This window comes from Caulobacter sp. GW821-FHT09B08 (assembly GCF_059418225.1).
In genome coordinates this window covers 204687-220877 of record NZ_JBWKPL010000007.1, presented here as the reverse complement: position 1 = coordinate 220877, position 16191 = coordinate 204687, and the positions used below count along the sequence as shown (strand labels likewise).

The following is a 16191-nucleotide window of genomic DNA, read 5'->3' as shown; positions in this document are numbered from 1 at the left end:
TGTGGCGGGAACCCCTGGTTCAGCCCGCAAGTGCGTTGCCTTGGCGCGCTGGCGCGCCACCCTTCCTCACCTGCGGCGTAGAGAGGGGTTCCCGCCACAAGGGCGGGAATGACGGATTAAGAGTAAGGGCGTGTACGCTCGATGGCCGAACGTGGAGCGGCCTGAGTTCTCAGCCCTTGCAGTCCGCGCACAGCCCGTGCGCCTCGATGGTCACGCCGGTCAGGGCGTAGCCGGCCGCGGCGCCGGCGGCGATGATCTCGGCGCTGGCCTTGGGCTCGATCTCGCGGGTGGCGCCGCAGCAGTCGCAGATCAGGAAGGCGGCGGCGTGGCCGTCGGCCTCCTTGCGGCACGCGACATAGGCGTTGAGGCTCTCGATGCGGTGGGCGAAGCCCTGCTTCTCCAGGAAGTCCAGAGCCCGGTAGACCGTGGGCGGCTTAGCGGGCGGACCGTCGACGGCGAAGTTGGCGATCAGGTCGTAGGCCTTGACCGGCTGGCCGGCCTCCAGCAGCAGCTCCAGCACCCGGCGGCGCGGGGCGGTCAGGCGCTGGTCGGCCGAGACGCAGCGCGCCTCGGCGGCGGCCAGTTCGGCCGCGAGGGCCTGTCCGGCGACGCCGTGGTGGTGATGATCGTGGTCGCAAGCGGCATGGGCCATGGCCCAGAGGTAGAGGCGCGGGCGACGTGGCGCAAGCGCGCGTCCCCGATCAGTGCCCCCGCAGGTACGGCCGGGCCTGCACCACGTAGAGCCGCTCGCCGATGGTCAGCCACTCGATGTCCTGCGCCCCGCCGCCCAGCCAGGCGTCGATGGCCAGGCCCGCCTTGGCCAGGCGCAAGGCCAGGCCGTCGGTCAGGACGAAGCGGCCCTCCTCGATCTTCACCTCCCGGACCCCGCTGTGCTCGTCGAACGTCAGCATGGTGTCGTCGGACGAGCGGGTCAGCACCTGCAGCGATCCGTCGGTCTGGCCGTGATAGATCAGCTGCTCGGCCACCCGCTTGCCCTCGACCACCCGCATGCCCAGGCCCTTCTTGGCGTTGATGAACACCGCGTCGGGCTCGGCCGCGTCGAAGGGGTTCTCGGTGATCATCACGCCCGAGGCCTCGGCGTTCATGCCCTGCTGGACCAGGACGGCGGCCTTGACGGCGCGGTGGTCGATGCGGGCGGCCTCGCGGGCCTCGAAGGCGGTGTCGTTCCACACCGAGCCCCAGACCGTGCGGATCGCGTCGGCCAGCTGGGCGTCGGTGGTGACGTTGGGCACGCTGGTATAGAGGCCCGCCCCGTTGAAGCCGGGCAGGTCCTCGGCGTTGGTCGAGCTGCGGGCGAAGACGCCGCCGGGGCCGATCACGGCGGCGCGGCGGGCCTTCACCTGTTCCATCAGCAGCGGGTCGATGGTGCCGGCGGCGAAGGCGGCGCGCAGTCTGGCCAGGGCGGCGTGGCGGGCGGCGCGGTCGGCCTTCAGGGCCGGATCGGCCAGCAGGGCGTCGATCTTTTTATCGAGGCCGTTGGCCCTCACGAACCGGTCATACGCCGAGAAGGGGATGGCGAAGCCGGGCGGCACGGAGAAGTCGGTGTAGCGGGCCCGGGCGGCCTTGAACGTCACCTCGCCGAGATTGGCCGATTTCGCGCCCACCCGCACGCTGTCGCTCCGGCGCTGCTCGGCGAGGCTCGGCAGGCCCGTATAGGCGAGGTCCGCCTTGGGGATCTGGACCGCGCCCCGGGCCTTGGCGGCGGCGGCCTTGGCCTCGGCGGGAGTGGCCGGGCGCAGGGTCACCGTGTCGGCCTTGGCGGTCATCACGACCACCTGGCCGTCCAGGGCGGCGAAGGCGGTCTTGGCGTCGCGGCGATAGGCGTTGGGCACGCCCCAGCTCTTGGCCAGCAGATTGACGTGGCTGAGCGGGGTGGAGAAGGCGGTGGTGATGATCCCGGCCACCGGTTCCAGCTGTACGGGCGGCACGTCCAGCATGACGATATCGTCCGGTCGCAGGTCGGTCTGGGGCGTGATCTCGCCGACGATCCGTAGACGGCCGACCGCCTTGCCGGGGTTGAGCACCAGCACCTCGCGCGAGCCGTAGGCGGCCGAGCCGTCGATGATCTGGAGTCCGCCGACCGTGGTGGCCAGCTCATACTGCTGGCGCGAGTTTGGCTTGAAGGCCAGGGGGGCGAAGAAGTGGGCCTGGAGGGTCTTCATCGCCTCGGTCAGCACCGCGGCGTCCACCGCGTCGCCCTCGAAGAACTCGACGCCGTAGCGCTTCAGGCCCGGATAATAGACCACCGAGCCGAAGGTGAAGCGGCGATTGGGCTTGGAATAGTTGGCGTCGATCAGCGCCTCGACCGGGCGGTTGGAGAGGTAGGTCTGCTGCACGAAGGTGATGTGGAAGTCGTATTTCTTCGAGTTGACGAAGTAGAGGCGGCCGGCAGGGTCGGCCTTCCGGTCGGCGCGGTCGATGACGAACATCAGCTGCGGGGTGTTGAAATAGCGCCCGCCGGGCGCGGTGCGGGCCAGGGTCTCGTACTGGGCGGCGCTGGTGATGTCGGGGACGGAGCGCTCGTCGGCGCGGGCAGGGCGGGGCGCCAGGACGGCGAGGCACGCCATCGCCAGGAACAGGAAACGCGCGGCTCGGGTCATGTCGGCTCCAACCTTCGGTGGAGCTTAGCGTGGCGGGTGGGGGAGTCGAGGCCGGGCGGTCGATCGTTCAGATCGGGACCACGTCCGGAGGGAACAGCGCCGAATGAGCGACCACGGTCATGGCGAACAGGATCACCGCGCCGCCCAGCATCAGCAGGGTGGAAAGAAGATCCTTCTTCGCCACAAGCGCCACGATCACCGCGCCGCAGCAGATCGCGAAGACCGTGGTGAAGGTGTCGATGAAATGCCGCTTCGACAGGACCAGGAGCAAGGCGGCGAGAAGCGTGCTGCTAAGCCAGTTGGTGGCCAGGACGAGCAGGATTTTCCGGCCGTCCTCCTTTGTAAAATTCACGACCTGAACCATCATTCTCGAGTTTCTTACGTCAGGGTGTGGCGCCTCGCGGTGTCGCCATCAAGGGTTTAAAAGGATACCCACTTGCCCCACCTGACCGCTTCGCGGTCTGTCCGCCCCCGCAGGGGGCGGAGGACGCCAGCGCGAACCGTCCTCTTCCCCCTCCGGGGGAAGGAGGGCCGGAGGCCCGAAGGGGGCAAGGGGTTCAGCTCAACGGCGTCGCCAGCAGGGCTCTCTCGGCCTCGCACTGGTCCGCATCCGGCGCCGGCCCCGCCGCGCGCGCGGCGTCCATCTCCGCGCTCACCGCCGCCAGGTCGGCCCGGAACCCCGGCGAGGTTTCCAGCGCCGCGACCAGGGCCGTGGCGTTGGCGCGGCCGGCTTCCACCGAGGAGGCGTTGTGCACGCCGCAGACCACGCGGCTTTCGCCATAGGCCCGGGCGCGTTCGAGGACGGCGTCGGCGCGGCCGGGCTGGGCCTTGGCCAGGATCAGGCCCACGGTCCAGCCCCAGGTGGCGTGGCCGGACGGATAGTCCGAGGTCAGCGCGGTGATCGCCCCGCTGCGCACGCAGATCGGCCCGCCTTGCGTCTCATAGGGCCGCTTGCGGTCGTAGAGCCGCTTGGGCCCGGACACGGCCGCCCGGGCGTCGTGGCGCACCCGCTTGAGCAGGGCGACCAGGCGCGGGGTGGTCTCGCGGCTGGGGGTGAAGCCCAGGGCGCAGCCGAAATCGGCCAGCAGGCGGGCCTTCCTGGCGTCGTTCCGGGCCATCGCCCACCGGGCGTCGCCCTTCATCCTGCGGGTGGCCAGGAAGACGGCGCGGTCGCGCTCGGCCTCGCGCGAACCGGCGGCGGGCGGCGGCGGCACCGCCTTGCGGCCGTCATAGGCGCCCTTGGCCAGATAGCGCCCCGTGACCGGATGATCGGCCCCCGCGCACCCCGCCAGCGCCAGACCCAGAGCCCCCATCACCAACCAGACGCGCATGAAAAAGGGTCCCCGAAGCAACTTCGGGGACCCTGCATTCTCAGCCTGTCCGTATCAAGCCTACTTGCCGAACAGCTTGTTCCAGCGCGGCTTCTCGCGGCCCTTCCAGGCCTCGCGGTGATAGGCGTCCGAGGCGATCAGCGGCACCACGGTGGTGGCTTCGGCGAACACCATCTGCTCGTAGGTGGTGTTGACCTTGCCCCAGCTGGCGGCCTCCTTCAGCGTCGAGGAGCTGCAGGCGCCGTCGCGCACGTCGGCCACGGTGATCTGGATGGCGTACTTGTGCATATCGGCCTCGACGCCGAGGATCTCGGCGCAGACCACGGTGTCCTGGGCGAAGTTCTTGGGCACGCCGCCGCCGACCATGAACAGGCCCGTGGTGCCGGCCGCGATCTTGATGTCCGTCAGTTCACGGAAGTCGGCGACCGCGTCGATCATCAGATAGGGCTGCTTGGCGGCGATGCGTTCCTTCTGGTGCTTGACCAGGCCGAAGCCGGCCGAGCTGTCGACGAAGGCCGGGCAGAAGATCGGCACGCCCTCTTCATAGGCGGTCTGGATCAGCGAGCCGGGCTTCTTGGCGTTGCCTTCGCTCAGCCACTTGCCCATCTCCCAGATGAACTCGCGCGACGAGTAAGCGCGCGGCTCCAGGCGGTTGCAGATCTCCAGGATCGTGTGATCGCAGTTCTGGAGCTCTTCCTCGTCGATATAGGTGTCGTAGATGCGGTCGATGTAGTTGTCGCGCAGCACGTTGTCGTCGACCGGGCCGGCGGCCTGATAGTGCTTGAAGCCCAGGGCCTCGAAGAAATCCATGTCGACGATGCTGGCGCCGGTGGCGACCACGGCGTCGATCATGCCGTTCTTCACCATGTCGCGGTAGACGTGCATGCAGCCGCCGGCCGAGGTCGAGCCGGCCAGGATCAGCCACGGCGAGCAGCCCTGGTCTTCCAGGGCCATGTTGAAGATGTCGGCCGCGCGGGCGGTGTCGCGCGAGCTGAACGACATCTTGCGCATGGAGTCGATGATCGGCCGGGCGTCGAAGGACGTGATGTCGATGTGCTCGACCACGTTCTGGAGGAGCTGGGCCTTCTGGCTGTTCGGAACGGGCGCGTTCATCGCTTCGGTTTCCCTGACTTTGGACGCCCGTCGTTGAAGGAAGCCCTTCGCCGGGACGGAGCGACCGACGGGGGAATGGAAACGAAACCATGCCCGAGGTCGGTGACCCCGGGCATGGCGCGTTTAACTCAGAACGCGTCTTAGTGGCGAACTAAGACGACTTAGCGACGGATTTTTACCGCCGCCCCTTACCGGCGACGGCGCTTCTTGCCCGCCGCGCCTTTCGGACGCGAGAAGCGCACGATCTTGCGCTCCTCGGTCTCGGGACGCGGGGTGGGGATCGAGCGCTTGGCCAGGCCGTACATCGAGGCCATCGGCGCGTCCTGCACCTCGATGGTGTCGGTTTCGCCAAAGCCGTTGAAGCGGGTCGACATGGCCACGCCATAGGCGCCCAGCATGCCGATCTCGATGTAGTCGCCCTCGTCGACGCTTTCCGGCAGGTAGAAGGGGCCGGGCATGTGGTCGACGCTGTCGCAGGTGGGGCCGTAGAAGCGGAAGGGCTTCAGACCCTCGTCCACGACTTCACCGCCATTGGGGCCGTTCTTGCGATAGGCCTTGACCGGGAAGGGCCACTTCATGTGCGCGGCGTCGAACAGCGAGCCGTAGCTGCCGTCGTTCAGATAGAGCGCGTCGCCCTTCTTCAGCTCGACCTTGACCAGCAGGGACGAGGCCTCGGCGACGAGCGCCCGGCCGGGTTCGCACCACAGCTCGGTGGTCTCGTGCACCATCATGTCGGCGAAGCCCCGGTCGATGGCGGCCAGGTATTCGCTCATGTCGGGCGGGACCATGCCCGGATAGATCGACGGAAAGCCGCCGCCCACGTCCACGACGTCGGCGAGAACGCCGGCGCGGACCAGGGCGCGAGACGCCTGGGCCATCGCCGCCTGGTAGGCGGTGGGGCGCATGCACTGGCTGCCGACGTGGAAGGACACGCCCATCAGGTCCTGGGTCGAGCGGCGGGCGGCCAGCAGCAGGTCCGGAGCGTTGTGCGGCTCGACGCCGAACTTGCCCGACAGGCTGTAGGCCGCGCCCTCGGCCTGCACGCCCATGCGGACGATCAGGTTCAGGTCCTTGGCCTGGCCCGTGGCGTCCAGGATCTTGGCCAGTTCCTCATGGGTGTCGAACGAGAAGGTCCGCACGCCGTGATCGAAATAGGCGGCCGAGATCGCCACCCGGCTTTTGACCGGGTGCATGAAGGCCATGCGCGAGCCCGGGGCCTGCTCGGCCACCAGCTCGATCTCGTTGAGGGACGCGACGTCGAACGACCGCACGCCGGCGTCGGCCAGCTCGCGGATCACCCACGGCGAAGGGTTGGCCTTCACCGCGTAAAAGACATCGCCCTTGAATTCAGCCTGGAACCAGCGCGCCGCTACGGAAACCGCGTCGGGTCGCACAAGTGCGACGGGACGTTCCGGTGACCGCTCACGGACCAGGTCCAGGGGAGTATGGTACGTGTGCAATTCACGTAGACCCCTGCAGAAGTTAAACCCAGGCCGGCGTTAGCAGCGCTTATGAGGACTTCGGGTCCGCCGGAGCGAGCGAAATAGGGTCATACCCCGGCGATGTAAAGAGTCTTTTGGACGCGGGGTTCCAAGCCTTCTCCGGCAAGGCTTCCTGTGCAGTTTTCGTTCCCCGGCCCGCTCGCCCGGCCGGTGAATTGATCCAAGCGCCGTCACAAATCCGTTGCGTCCGTGCCCCAAACCGACGAACGCATTTCCCGAAGCTGAAAACCTCGTTAAGGATTCGCCCCGACCATGACGTCGGACCCTGTTCTCTCGATCCGCGCCGCCTCCAAGACCTTCGGGTCGCGCCGGGCGCTGGACGCCGTATCGCTCGACGTCGGTCGTGGCGAGATGATCGCGCTCATCGGTCCGTCGGGCTCGGGCAAGTCCACCCTGCTGCGCTCGATCGACGGGCTGCAGACCATCGACGCGCCCAGCAAGGAACACGGCGGCGAAGGCACGATCACCGCCTTCGGCGGCCCGGTCCAGGCCAAGGGCAAGGTCAGCGACCAGGTGCGCAAGGCGCGCATCCGCATCGGCTTCATCGCCCAGCAGTTCAACCTGGTCGGACGTCTGAGCCTGTTCACCAACGTCGCCCTCGGCTCGCTGGGCCGCATCCCGACGGTGCGCGGCCTGTTTGGCGCCTGGCCGGCCGAGACCCGCCAGGCCGCCATGGCCGCCCTGCACCGCGTCGGCGTGGCCGACTATGCCGGCCAGCGCGCCAACACCCTGTCGGGCGGCCAGCAGCAGCGCGGCGCCATCGCCCGGGCCCTGGTCCAGAAGGCCAAGATCATCCTCGCCGACGAGCCGGTCGCCTCGCTCGACCCGGTCTCGGCGCGCAAGGTCATGGAGATCCTCCGTGATCTGAACAAGTCGGACGGCCTGACCGTCGTCGTCACCCTGCACCAGGTCGACTACGCCCTGCGTTACTGCGATCGGGTGGTGGCGCTGAAGGCCGGCAAGAAGGTCTATGACGGCCCGGCCAGCGGCCTGGGCCGCGACAAACTCATCGATATCTACGGCCCGGAATTCGAGGACGTGTTCTGGGAAGGAGCCCCGCAATGATCAGCCGCCGTTTCGCCGCCGTCGCCGGCGTGAGCCTCGCCGCCGCGAGCCTTGTCTCGGTTTTGGCCCTGGCCGGGTGCTCCGACAAGAAGGCCGCCCCGGCGGCCCAGGACACCGTCACCTTCTCGATCCTGTCGACCGAGTCCGCCCAGAACATGGAGGGCTACTGGAAGCCCATCCTGGCCGACATGGAAAAGCAGACCGGCCTGAAGGTGAAGCCGTTCTTCTCGTCCAACTATTCGTCGCTGATCGTGGCCATGGGCGCCAAGCAGACGGATCTGGGCTGGTTCTCCAACCAGTCGGGCCTGGAGGCCGTGCGCCGCTCGAACGGCCAGGTCTTCGCCCGCACCTTCGACCCCTCGGGCGTGGACGGCTACAAGTCGGTGATCATCGTGCCGGCTTCCAGCAAGATCCAGACGGTCCAGGACCTGCTGAAGTGCGACAAGACGCTGGACTTCGGCATCGGCGACAAGAAGTCGACCTCGGGCACCCTGGCGCCGATGACCTACGTCTTCATCCCGGCCAACAAGAAGCCGGAAGACTGCTTCAAGACCGTGATCAGCGCCAACCACCAGGCCAACCTGTTCGCGGTGGCCAACGGCAAGCTGGACGCGGCGACCAACAACTCCACCGCCATCAACCTCTCCAAGGCCCGCGGCGAAGGCGTGACCGACAGGATCCGGGTGATCTGGGAATCGCCGACCCTGCCGGAAGACCCGATCGTCTGGCGCAAGGACCTGGACCCGGTCGTGAAGGAAAAGCTGCGCCAGTTCTTCCTGACCTACGCCCAAGGGGACTCGCCCGAGGCCGTCCAGCAGCGCGCCAACCTCAAGAAGCTGTCGATCGGCGGCTTCAAGCCGGCCGACGACACCCACCTGCTGACCGTGCGCGAGATGGAAGCCACCGAGACCCTGGGCCTGGCCCGCGAGGCCGGCGACGCGGCCAAGGTCGCCGCCGCCCAGAAGGCGCTGGACGACATCAAGGCCCAGCGCGTGGTCGCCGAGGGCAAGGCCGGCGTCGCTCCGACGCCCGCCAACTGAGGCGTCCATGAGCGAATCCGCCATCCCGGCGCCCCCCAAGCGCTCGACCTCGGCCCTGGCCTTCGACTCCCTGCTGTGGGGCGGGGTGATCCTGCTGCTGATCCTCAGCTTCAAGCCGGCCGAGATCGACAAGTTCCCGCAGCTGTTCACCGACACCCAGCGGACGGGGGCGTTCGCCCAGCTGTTCTTCAAGCCGTTCACCGACCTGACGCTGTTCCTGTCGATGGACTGGGGCCTGTTCATCGGCAAGATGTGGCAGACCGTCCAGATGGCGCTGTGGGGCACGGCCCTGGCGATCATCGTGGCCATCCCGCTGGGCCTGCTGGGCGCGCGCAACATCGCCCCGGTCTGGATCCAGCAGCCCGTGCGCCGGGTGCTGGACCTGATCCGCTCGATCCCCGACCTGGTGGTGGCCCTGATCTTCATCACCGCCGTGGGCCTGGGGCCGTTCGCCGGCGTCATGTCGATCATGTTCAACACCGGCGGCGTGCTGGCCAAGCTGTTCGCCGAGGCCGTCGAGTCGATCGACAAGGGGCCCGTCGAGGGCGTGCGCGCCACCGGCGCGGTCAAGCTGCAGGAGATCGTCTGGGGCGTGATCCCGCAGGTGGCCCCGCTGTGGACCAGCTACGCCCTCTACCGCTTCGAGAGCAGCGCCCGGGCCGCCACCGTCCTGGGCATCATCGGGGCGGGCGGCATCGGCCAGATCCTGTTCGACTCGATCAACGCCTTCCAGTTCGACCAGACCGGCTGCATCGTGCTGGTGATCGTGGTGGCGGTGTCGATGATCGACATGCTGTCGCAGATCATCCGCACACGGCTGCTCTAGGCGAGATTCATGTGGCCTTCGGGCAACAATTAACATCCTGAAAAGGCTTGTCATAAGGCTGTCACGCAAGCGTGGCGGAACCGTCACGAGAGCCCCGTAAAGCGCTCCTACCTGACCCGGACGAACGGGCGGGGGGCAAAGCCTCAAAGGGGAATTCTCACATGCGGATCAAGACCTCGCTGGTCAGCGGCGCGGCGCTGGGCGTCATGCTCGCCTGCGGCCTCGGCGTCGCGGCTCACGCGCAAGACAACACGACCGCCTGGAAGGGCGCGCCGCAATGGTCGAACGACGACGTCTACTTCAAGGTCCGTGGCCGGATCCTGGTCGACGGCGTGTTCCAGGACGTGGACCGCGAAGGCACGGCGACCGACTACAAGACCAGCAACATCCGCGGCCGCCAGGTGTTCATCGGCATCGAAGGCAAGCTGAACAACTACATCGCCTACAAGGCCGAAGGCGGCTGGGTGAACGGCGGCTCGCCGTCGTGGGACGACGTCGTCATCGAGGTCAAGCCGACCGAAATGACCTCGATCCTGATCGGTAACGTCAAGGCCACCGGCCTGGAAAACCTGACCTCGACCCGCTTCACCACCTTCATGGACCGCGGTCCGTACGGTGACTTCGGCGTCGACAGCTATCTGCTGAGCGTCGTGGGCAAGGTGCAAGGCCCCAACTGGAGCGTCACCGGCGCCGTCCAGGGCGACAGCATCAACAGCGCCGACATCAACAACACCTCGTCGGCCACCAACACCAACCAGAACTCCAACGAGCGTCTGGGCTTCACGGGCCGCTTCCACTACGCCCCGCTGCTGACCGACACCGACAAGGTCCACCTGGCCGTCTCGGGTCGCTATCGCAACCACGGCAACGAAGGCGCCTTCAACTATCAAGGCCGCACCGACACCAACTACGGCACCAGCGGTCTGTACTACAAGACCGGCGCCATCGGTGACCGCGACACCACCGTCGCCGCCGAAGGCATGTGGATCCACGGTCCGTTCTCGATCCAGGGCGAGTACTCGAACATCGCCGTCGAGCGTCTGGCCACCACGGCCCCGGGTTCGAACCCGGACGTCAAGGTCGGCTACGCCTTCGTCAGCTTCTGGCCGACGGGCGAGACCCGCAACTACGATCCGGTCGCCGGCGAAGTGAAGCGTCCGAAGATCCTGAACCCGATCACCGCCGGCGGCTTCGGCGGCGTGGAACTGGCTCTGCGCTACGACTACGCCGACCTGACCGAGGCCTATTCCTCGGCCTCGACCACGGCGTCCAAGACCCTGTCGCAAGACGCGGGCAAGTACACCGCCTGGACCCTGGGCGTGAACTACTACCCCACCGCCTATGTCCGCTTCCAAGCCAACTACACCGACGGCTCGGTCGATCCGGTCGTCGCCAACCGCGGCACGGACATCAAGCAATTCCAGCTGCGCGCCCAGCTGGACTTCTAAGACCAACCGGGCCGGCCCCATCCCTTGAAAGAGGGAGCAGGTCGGCCCGATCTCTTCTTTCGTAAACGCTCCAGAGACTCCAGGAGTCCTCCATGAAGAAGCTGCTTTCCTGCGCGGCCGCCGCCGTCGCCCTGTCGGGCCTCGCCGCCGCCCCCGCTCACGCCGCCCGCGACTACGTGTGGGCCGCCGGTTCCTCGACCGTGTTCCCGTTCGCCACCCGCACCGCCGAAAACTTCGCCAAGAAGACCGGCAAGAAGGCTCCGAAGGTCGAAAGCCTCGGCACCGGCGGCGGCATCAAGCTGTTCTGCTCGGGCGCCGGTGAAGGCTTCCCCGACATCGCCAACGCCTCGCGTCCGATGAAGAAGTCGGAATTCGACGCCTGCGCCGCCAAGGGCGTGAAGGACATCGTGGCCATCAAGATCGGCTTCGACGGCATCGTCGTCGCCACCGACAAGGACGGCGCCGACTACAACTTCAAGACCGAGCACCTGTACCTGGGCCTGTCCAAGCAAGTGCTGAAGGGCGGCCAGTTCGTCGCCAACCCGTACAAGACCTGGGACGAAATCGGTTCGGGCCTGCCGGGCAACCGCATCAACGTCTACGGCCCGCCGCCCACCTCGGGCACCCGCGACGCCTTCGTGGAACTGGCCATCGAGGCCGGCGCCCGCAAGTTCCCGACCGCCGACGCCCTGCGCTCGGACAACGAAAAGAAGTTCAAGTCGCTGGTCGACCCGCTGCGTAACGACGGCTGGATCGACGCCGGCGAGAACGACAACGCCATCGTCGGCACCCTGACCAAGACCCCCGGCTCGCTGGGCGTCTTCGGTTGGTCGTACCTCGAAGAGAACATGGACAAGATCAAGGGCGCCTCGGTCAACGGCGTGCGTCCCTCGGCCCAGTCGATCGCCGACGGCTCCTACCCGCTGTCGCGCTCGCTGTTCATCTACGTCAAGAAGGCCAACATCGGCGTGACGCCGGGCCTGGCCGAGTTCGTGCAGGAGTTCACCTCCGACGCCGCGACCGGTCGTGGCGGCTACCTGCAGAGCCGCGGTCTGATCCCGCTGCCCCCCGGTCAGCACGACGCCCAAAAGCAAGTCGCCGCCAACAAGACGGCGATGGCGCGTCCGGCTCAATAAGCCGAATTCGCAAGCTTTAGAGACAGCGCCGCGGTCCCTGGTGGGCCGCGGCGTTTTCTTTTGTATAGTGGTCTGATCGCGGCCTGCCCGGCCGCTTCACCCTGCAAGGGACCATGATCCTCCTCGCGCTCGCCGTCGTCCTGCTCCTCGTTCTGTTGAACGGGGTCTTCTCCATGTCCGAACTTGCGGTGGTCTCGGCCCGCCGCGCCCGGCTCCAGACCTATGCCGACCGGGGCGACAGGGGGGCGAAGCTGGCCCTGGCCATGGCCGAACACCCCACCCGGTTCCTGTCGGCCGTGCAGGTGGGCATCACCCTGATCGGCATCCTGGCCGGCGCCTACGGCCAGGCCACCATCGCCGGCGCCCTGGACAAGTGGCTCGAGCCCTTCCCGGTGATCGGGATCCACTCCGAGGCCATCGCCACCACCATCGTCGTCATCGGCCTGACCTATGTTTCGGTGATCCTGGGCGAGCTGGTGCCCAAGCGCCTGGCCCTGCTGTTTCCCGACGCCATCGCCCGCCGCATGTCGCCGTTCCTGGCCGTGGTGGCCACGGTGCTGCGCCCGTTCGTCACCCTGCTGACCGCCTCGACCGCCGCCATCCTCAAGCTGATGGGCGTGCGCGACGAGCGGACCAACGACATCACCGCCGAGGAGGTCGAGACGGTCCTGGCCGAAGGCGCCGACGCCGGCCTGATCGAGCCCGAGGAGCGGGCGATGATCAACGAGGTCCTGCGCCTGGGCGACCGCCCGGTTCGCGTGGCCATGACCCCGCGCCGCGACCTCTTCTGGATCTCGCTGTCGGACACCCAGGAGACGATCCTGGCCGAGATCCGCGCCTGCCCCTATTCGCGCATCGTGGTGGCCAGCCAGGACGACCTGGACGGCGAGATCGGCGTGATCCTCAAGAAGGACCTGCTGGACGCTTGCCTCGGCGGCGACGCGATCGACCTCAAGAGCCACGTCCAGCAGCCGATCGCCATCCCCGAGACCATGTCGCTGCTGCGGGCCATGGCGGTGTTCAAGCAGACCGCCCTGCACATGGCCCTGGTGGTCGACGAGTTCGGCTCGATCCAGGGGGTGATCACCCCGCTGGACCTGCTGGAAATGATCGCCGGCGACTTCCCCGAGGACCACGACGAGACCGAGACCCGCATCCTGCGCCGCGACGACGGCACCTGGCTGGTCGACGCCCGCGTCGACATCCAGGACCTCAACGACGCCCTGGGCGAGAACTTCGAGGCCGAGGGCGGCTACCACACCGTGGCCGGCCTGATCCTCGACCGCCTGGGCCGCATCCCCCGCGAAGGCGAGATCGTGCCCCTGGACGGCTTCGACGCCGAGATCGTGGACATGGACGGGTCCAGGATCGACAAGCTGATCCTGCGGTGCGTGCGCAAGGGGGAGTAGGGGGCGTGCCCGCGTTGCTGCACGAGTACTGGGAGAACGAAGACGGAGGCGAGTTCGGGCGGGTCAACGAGCACAACGATCGTTTGAGGCCGACCTTGATGCCTGGCTTGCGAATGGCCTTCCAATTGCGGGCCTCCTCATGGAACGAGGCGACGCGGCTGCGCAACGAACGGCTCGGCTACGAAGAGTATGTGCCGGTCCAGGGGCTCGACGATTACGTCTACTCGGACGAAGAGGCGGCAGAGCAGGAGGCCTATCTGGCTGTTCGAGATCTCAAATAGTTCGCTCCCCTCTCCCCTTGCGGGAGAGGGTGGCCCCACGAAGTGGGGTCGGGTGAGGGGTCGATAAACACAAAAGCCGCGACCGGCCTTTCGGCTTGTCGCGGCTTTGATTTTTGAGAGACCCCTCATCCGTCAGCTTCGCTGACACCTTCTCCCGCAAGGGGAGAAGGAAACCAAGCCGACTGCCGTGGCTCGCCCACTTGCCCCCACCTGACGGCTTCGCCGTCTGTCCGCCCCCATAGGGGGCGGAGCCGCGCCACTGCGAACTCTTCCCCCTATGGGGGAAGACGATCGCGAAGCGATCCGTAGGGGGCAAGTGTCCCGTGGCGGAGTCTTACGCCGCCGGCCTACGCCGCAACCGCGCCAACCTGCGCAGCCGCCGCCAGAACCGCGTCTTTTCCGGCTCCGGATACGGCTGCAGGTTCTTGTAGAACTCCTCGGCGCAGGCGCGCCAAGAAAACCCTTCGGCGAACTTGCGCACCACGGCGTGGTCGATGTCGAGGCACGCCAGGCACGCCTCCTTCAGCCCGTCGGTCTGCCCAGGCGCCAAGGCCCCCGCGCCCGACCCCGGGATGATGTCGATGGGCCCCGGGGCCGAGAAGGCCGCCACGGGGACGCCGGCGGCCATGGCCTCCAGGATCACCAGGCCGAAGGTGTCGGTGAGCGACGGGAAGCAGAAGACGTCGGCGCAGGCGAAGTAGCGGGCCAGCTCCTCGCCGAACTTGGCGCCGGCGAACACCACGTTGGGATATTTCTCGGCCAGCTCCTCGCGCTGGGGGCCGTCGCCGACGATCACCGTGGTGCCCGGCAGGTCCAGGCCCACGAAGGCCTCGATGTTCTTCTCGACGGCCACGCGGCCGACATTGAGGAAGATCGGCCGGGCCAGGCCCTCGAACACGTCCGGATCGCCCGGCTCGCGCGGCTTGAAGATGTCGGTGTCCACGCCCCGGGTCCAGGGCGAGATGTTGCGGAAGCCGTGGCGGATCAGCTCGTCGCGCATGGTGGGGGTGGCCACCATCAGTCGGCCCGAAGGCTTGTGGAACCAGCGCATGTAGGTGTAGCCGGCCGACAGCGGCAGCGGCAGGCGCGCCGAGACGTATTCGGGGAACCGCGTGTGGTAGCTGGTCGTGAACGGCAGCTTCCACTCCAGGCAGATGCGGCGGGCGGCCAGGCCGATCGGACCCTCGGTGGCGATGTGGATCGCCTCGGGCTCGAACGACTTGAAGCGCTCCATCACCGGCTCGTAGGCGCCGATGGCCAGCTTGATCTCCGGATAGGTCGGAAGCGGGAAGGTGGGGAACTGGTCGGGGCTGACGACGTCGACCTCGTGGCCCATGGCTTTCAGCTCGGCCATCACCTTGGTGAGGGTCCGAACCACGCCATTGACCTGCGGTTCCCAAGCATCTGTGGCGAGTAGTATCCGCATCAGGCGGCGGCAGGCTCCGCAATGGGGGGCTCGATGACGAGCGCCCGCGCCCGGTCGATCACCGACCAGGACCTAAGCTTGGACCATTCCAGGATTTCGAGCCGTCCGTCCATATGTTCCACGAGCGCGGTGCAGCTTTCCACCCAGTCGCCGTCGTTCACATAGAGAATGCCGTCGATCTCGCGCATCTCGGCCTTGTGGATGTGGCCGCAGATCACGCCGTCCACGCCCCGCCGACGGGCCTCGTCGGCGACCGCGGCCTCGAAATTCTCGATGAACTGCAGGGCGTTCTTCACCTTGACCTTCAAGAAGGCGGACAGACTCCAGTAGCCGAACCCCATCTTGCGACGCGCCCTGTTGAGCAAGGTGTTCAGCATCAGGATGGTTCTGTACGACCAGTCGCCCAGGAAAGCCAGCCACTTGGCGTGCTGCACCACCCCGTCGAACTCGTCGCCGTGCACCACCAGGTAGCGCTTGCCGTCGGCGGCCTCGTGGATCACGTCGCGCGCCACCACCACCCCGCCGAAGTGGGTGCCGCAGAAGTCGCGCACGCGGTCGTCGTGGTTGCCGGGGACGTAGATCACCTCCACGCCCTTGCGCGCCAGGCGCAGGATCTTCTGGACCACGTCGTTGTGGCTCTGGGGCCAGTACCAGCCGCTGCGCAGCTTCCAGCCGTCGACGATGTCGCCCACCAGGTACAGCTTGTCGCATTCCACGTGGCGGATGAAGTCCAGCAGCAGCTCGGCCTGGCAGCCGCGCGTGCCCAGGTGGATGTCGCTGATGAAGATCGAGCGATAGCTGCGGATTTCGGTGTCGGTGACCATGCTAGCCCCTCCGGCGGTTCTGGTCGGCGTTTCCGGGGCCGGTCCCCCCGGACCAGCCGCGCCGCCTGAACATCTCCGCAGGGGCGCGTAGAGCCGCCGATTAAGCTGATTGCATGTCGCTTTCGTGAAACCGGACGGGAACGGACGAGGCGCCGGGCGCGGCGCCGCG

15 protein-coding genes are annotated in these 16191 nt (G+C 67.4%); 7 read left to right on the top strand and 8 right to left on the bottom strand.

Annotated features, from left to right (window positions below):
• Positions 1-169: 169 nt before the first annotated feature.
• The 6 genes from AC07OA_RS19775 to AC07OA_RS19750 all read right to left on the bottom strand — a co-directional run bounded on the left by AC07OA_RS19775 (position 170) and on the right by AC07OA_RS19750 (position 6525).
• On the bottom strand, positions 170-652 hold the full coding sequence (locus AC07OA_RS19775) for a transcriptional repressor (protein ID WP_494665526.1): 483 nt from the start codon (positions 650-652) through the stop codon (positions 170-172).
• Positions 653-701: 49 nt separating this feature from the next.
• Positions 702-2621 carry a PEP/pyruvate-binding domain-containing protein gene (locus AC07OA_RS19770; protein ID WP_494665525.1) on the bottom strand — a complete coding sequence of 640 codons (1920 nt, stop codon included), beginning with the start codon at positions 2619-2621 and terminating at the stop codon, positions 702-704.
• A gap of 67 nt (positions 2622-2688) precedes the next feature.
• Positions 2689-2973: a hypothetical protein gene (locus AC07OA_RS19765; RefSeq protein WP_494665524.1), complete on the bottom strand. Its 285-nt coding sequence runs from the start codon at positions 2971-2973 to the stop codon at positions 2689-2691.
• Between the two features lie 205 nt (positions 2974-3178).
• Positions 3179-3952: an acid phosphatase gene (locus AC07OA_RS19760; RefSeq protein ID WP_494665523.1), complete on the bottom strand. Its 774-nt coding sequence runs from the start codon at positions 3950-3952 to the stop codon at positions 3179-3181.
• Between the two features lie 60 nt (positions 3953-4012).
• Positions 4013-5065 (bottom strand): 1,9-bis(guanidino)-5-aza-nonane synthase, encoded by a 1053-nt coding sequence (locus AC07OA_RS19755; protein ID WP_494665522.1) that lies wholly within the window; start codon positions 5063-5065, stop codon positions 4013-4015.
• A 188-nt stretch (positions 5066-5253) separates the two neighbouring features.
• On the bottom strand, positions 5254-6525 hold the full coding sequence (locus tag AC07OA_RS19750) for a type III PLP-dependent enzyme (protein ID WP_494665521.1): 1272 nt from the start codon (positions 6523-6525) through the stop codon (positions 5254-5256).
• Between the two features lie 294 nt (positions 6526-6819).
• On the opposite strand from AC07OA_RS19750, the gene phnC reads away from it, so the two are divergent.
• The 7 genes from phnC (at position 6820) to AC07OA_RS19715 (ending at position 13772) form a co-directional block, all read left to right on the top strand.
• The gene (gene phnC, locus AC07OA_RS19745) at positions 6820-7632 is read left to right on the top strand and encodes a phosphonate ABC transporter ATP-binding protein (RefSeq protein WP_494665520.1); all 813 of its coding nucleotides are present in this window, start codon (positions 6820-6822) and stop codon (positions 7630-7632) included.
• Positions 7629-8672, top strand: coding sequence for a phosphate/phosphite/phosphonate ABC transporter substrate-binding protein (gene phnD, locus AC07OA_RS19740; protein WP_494665519.1), 1044 nt, complete (start codon positions 7629-7631; stop codon positions 8670-8672). Before phnC ends, phnD begins: the two co-directional genes overlap by 4 nt.
• Before the next feature lie 7 nt (positions 8673-8679).
• The gene (gene phnE / locus AC07OA_RS19735; protein WP_494665518.1) at positions 8680-9498 is read left to right on the top strand and encodes a phosphonate ABC transporter, permease protein PhnE; all 819 of its coding nucleotides are present in this window, start codon (positions 8680-8682) and stop codon (positions 9496-9498) included.
• A gap of 161 nt (positions 9499-9659) precedes the next feature.
• A complete protein-coding gene (locus tag AC07OA_RS19730; protein ID WP_494665517.1) occupies positions 9660-10946 on the top strand; it encodes an OprO/OprP family phosphate-selective porin in 1287 nt (428 codons plus the stop codon).
• A gap of 92 nt (positions 10947-11038) precedes the next feature.
• A complete protein-coding gene (locus tag AC07OA_RS19725) occupies positions 11039-12082 on the top strand; it encodes a substrate-binding domain-containing protein (protein WP_494665516.1) in 1044 nt (347 codons plus the stop codon).
• A gap of 113 nt (positions 12083-12195) precedes the next feature.
• On the top strand, positions 12196-13491 hold the full coding sequence (locus tag AC07OA_RS19720) for a hemolysin family protein (protein WP_494665515.1): 1296 nt from the start codon (positions 12196-12198) through the stop codon (positions 13489-13491).
• A 5-nt stretch (positions 13492-13496) separates the two neighbouring features.
• Positions 13497-13772, top strand: coding sequence for a hypothetical protein (locus AC07OA_RS19715; RefSeq protein WP_494665514.1), 276 nt, complete (start codon positions 13497-13499; stop codon positions 13770-13772).
• 334 nt (positions 13773-14106) lie between these two features.
• Here AC07OA_RS19715 and AC07OA_RS19710 read toward each other — a convergent pair whose 3' ends face one another.
• Both AC07OA_RS19710 and AC07OA_RS19705 read right to left on the bottom strand, forming a co-directional pair.
• Positions 14107-15198, bottom strand: a complete 1092-nt coding sequence (locus AC07OA_RS19710; protein WP_494665513.1) for a glycosyltransferase family 4 protein — start codon at positions 15196-15198, stop codon at positions 14107-14109.
• Positions 15198-16022, bottom strand: a complete 825-nt coding sequence (locus AC07OA_RS19705) for a UDP-2,3-diacylglucosamine diphosphatase (RefSeq protein WP_494665512.1) — start codon at positions 16020-16022, stop codon at positions 15198-15200. The genes AC07OA_RS19710 and AC07OA_RS19705 overlap by 1 nt, the downstream gene beginning before the upstream one ends.
• Positions 16023-16191 lie beyond the last annotated feature (169 nt).

What these genes read in the sequence shown, in the direction of transcription:
- AC07OA_RS19775 (WP_494665526.1), bottom strand. Translation starts at nt 652, where the DNA reads ATGGCCCATGCCGCTTGCGACCACGATCATCACCACCACGGCGTCGCC.
- AC07OA_RS19770 (WP_494665525.1), bottom strand. Translation starts at nt 2,621, where the DNA reads ATGACCCGAGCCGCGCGTTTCCTGTTCCTGGCGATGGCGTGCCTCGCC.
- AC07OA_RS19760 (WP_494665523.1), bottom strand. Translation starts at nt 3,952, where the DNA reads ATGCGCGTCTGGTTGGTGATGGGGGCTCTGGGTCTGGCGCTGGCGGGG.
- AC07OA_RS19755 (WP_494665522.1), bottom strand. Translation starts at nt 5,065, where the DNA reads ATGAACGCGCCCGTTCCGAACAGCCAGAAGGCCCAGCTCCTCCAGAAC.
- phnC (WP_494665520.1), top strand. Translation starts at nt 6,820, where the DNA reads ATGACGTCGGACCCTGTTCTCTCGATCCGCGCCGCCTCCAAGACCTTC.
- phnD (WP_494665519.1), top strand. Translation starts at nt 7,629, where the DNA reads ATGATCAGCCGCCGTTTCGCCGCCGTCGCCGGCGTGAGCCTCGCCGCC.
- phnE (WP_494665518.1), top strand. Translation starts at nt 8,680, where the DNA reads ATGAGCGAATCCGCCATCCCGGCGCCCCCCAAGCGCTCGACCTCGGCC.
- AC07OA_RS19730 (WP_494665517.1), top strand. Translation starts at nt 9,660, where the DNA reads ATGCGGATCAAGACCTCGCTGGTCAGCGGCGCGGCGCTGGGCGTCATG.
- AC07OA_RS19725 (WP_494665516.1), top strand. Translation starts at nt 11,039, where the DNA reads ATGAAGAAGCTGCTTTCCTGCGCGGCCGCCGCCGTCGCCCTGTCGGGC.
- AC07OA_RS19720 (WP_494665515.1), top strand. Translation starts at nt 12,196, where the DNA reads ATGATCCTCCTCGCGCTCGCCGTCGTCCTGCTCCTCGTTCTGTTGAAC.
- AC07OA_RS19710 (WP_494665513.1), bottom strand. Translation starts at nt 15,198, where the DNA reads ATGCGGATACTACTCGCCACAGATGCTTGGGAACCGCAGGTCAATGGC.
- AC07OA_RS19705 (WP_494665512.1), bottom strand. Translation starts at nt 16,022, where the DNA reads ATGGTCACCGACACCGAAATCCGCAGCTATCGCTCGATCTTCATCAGC.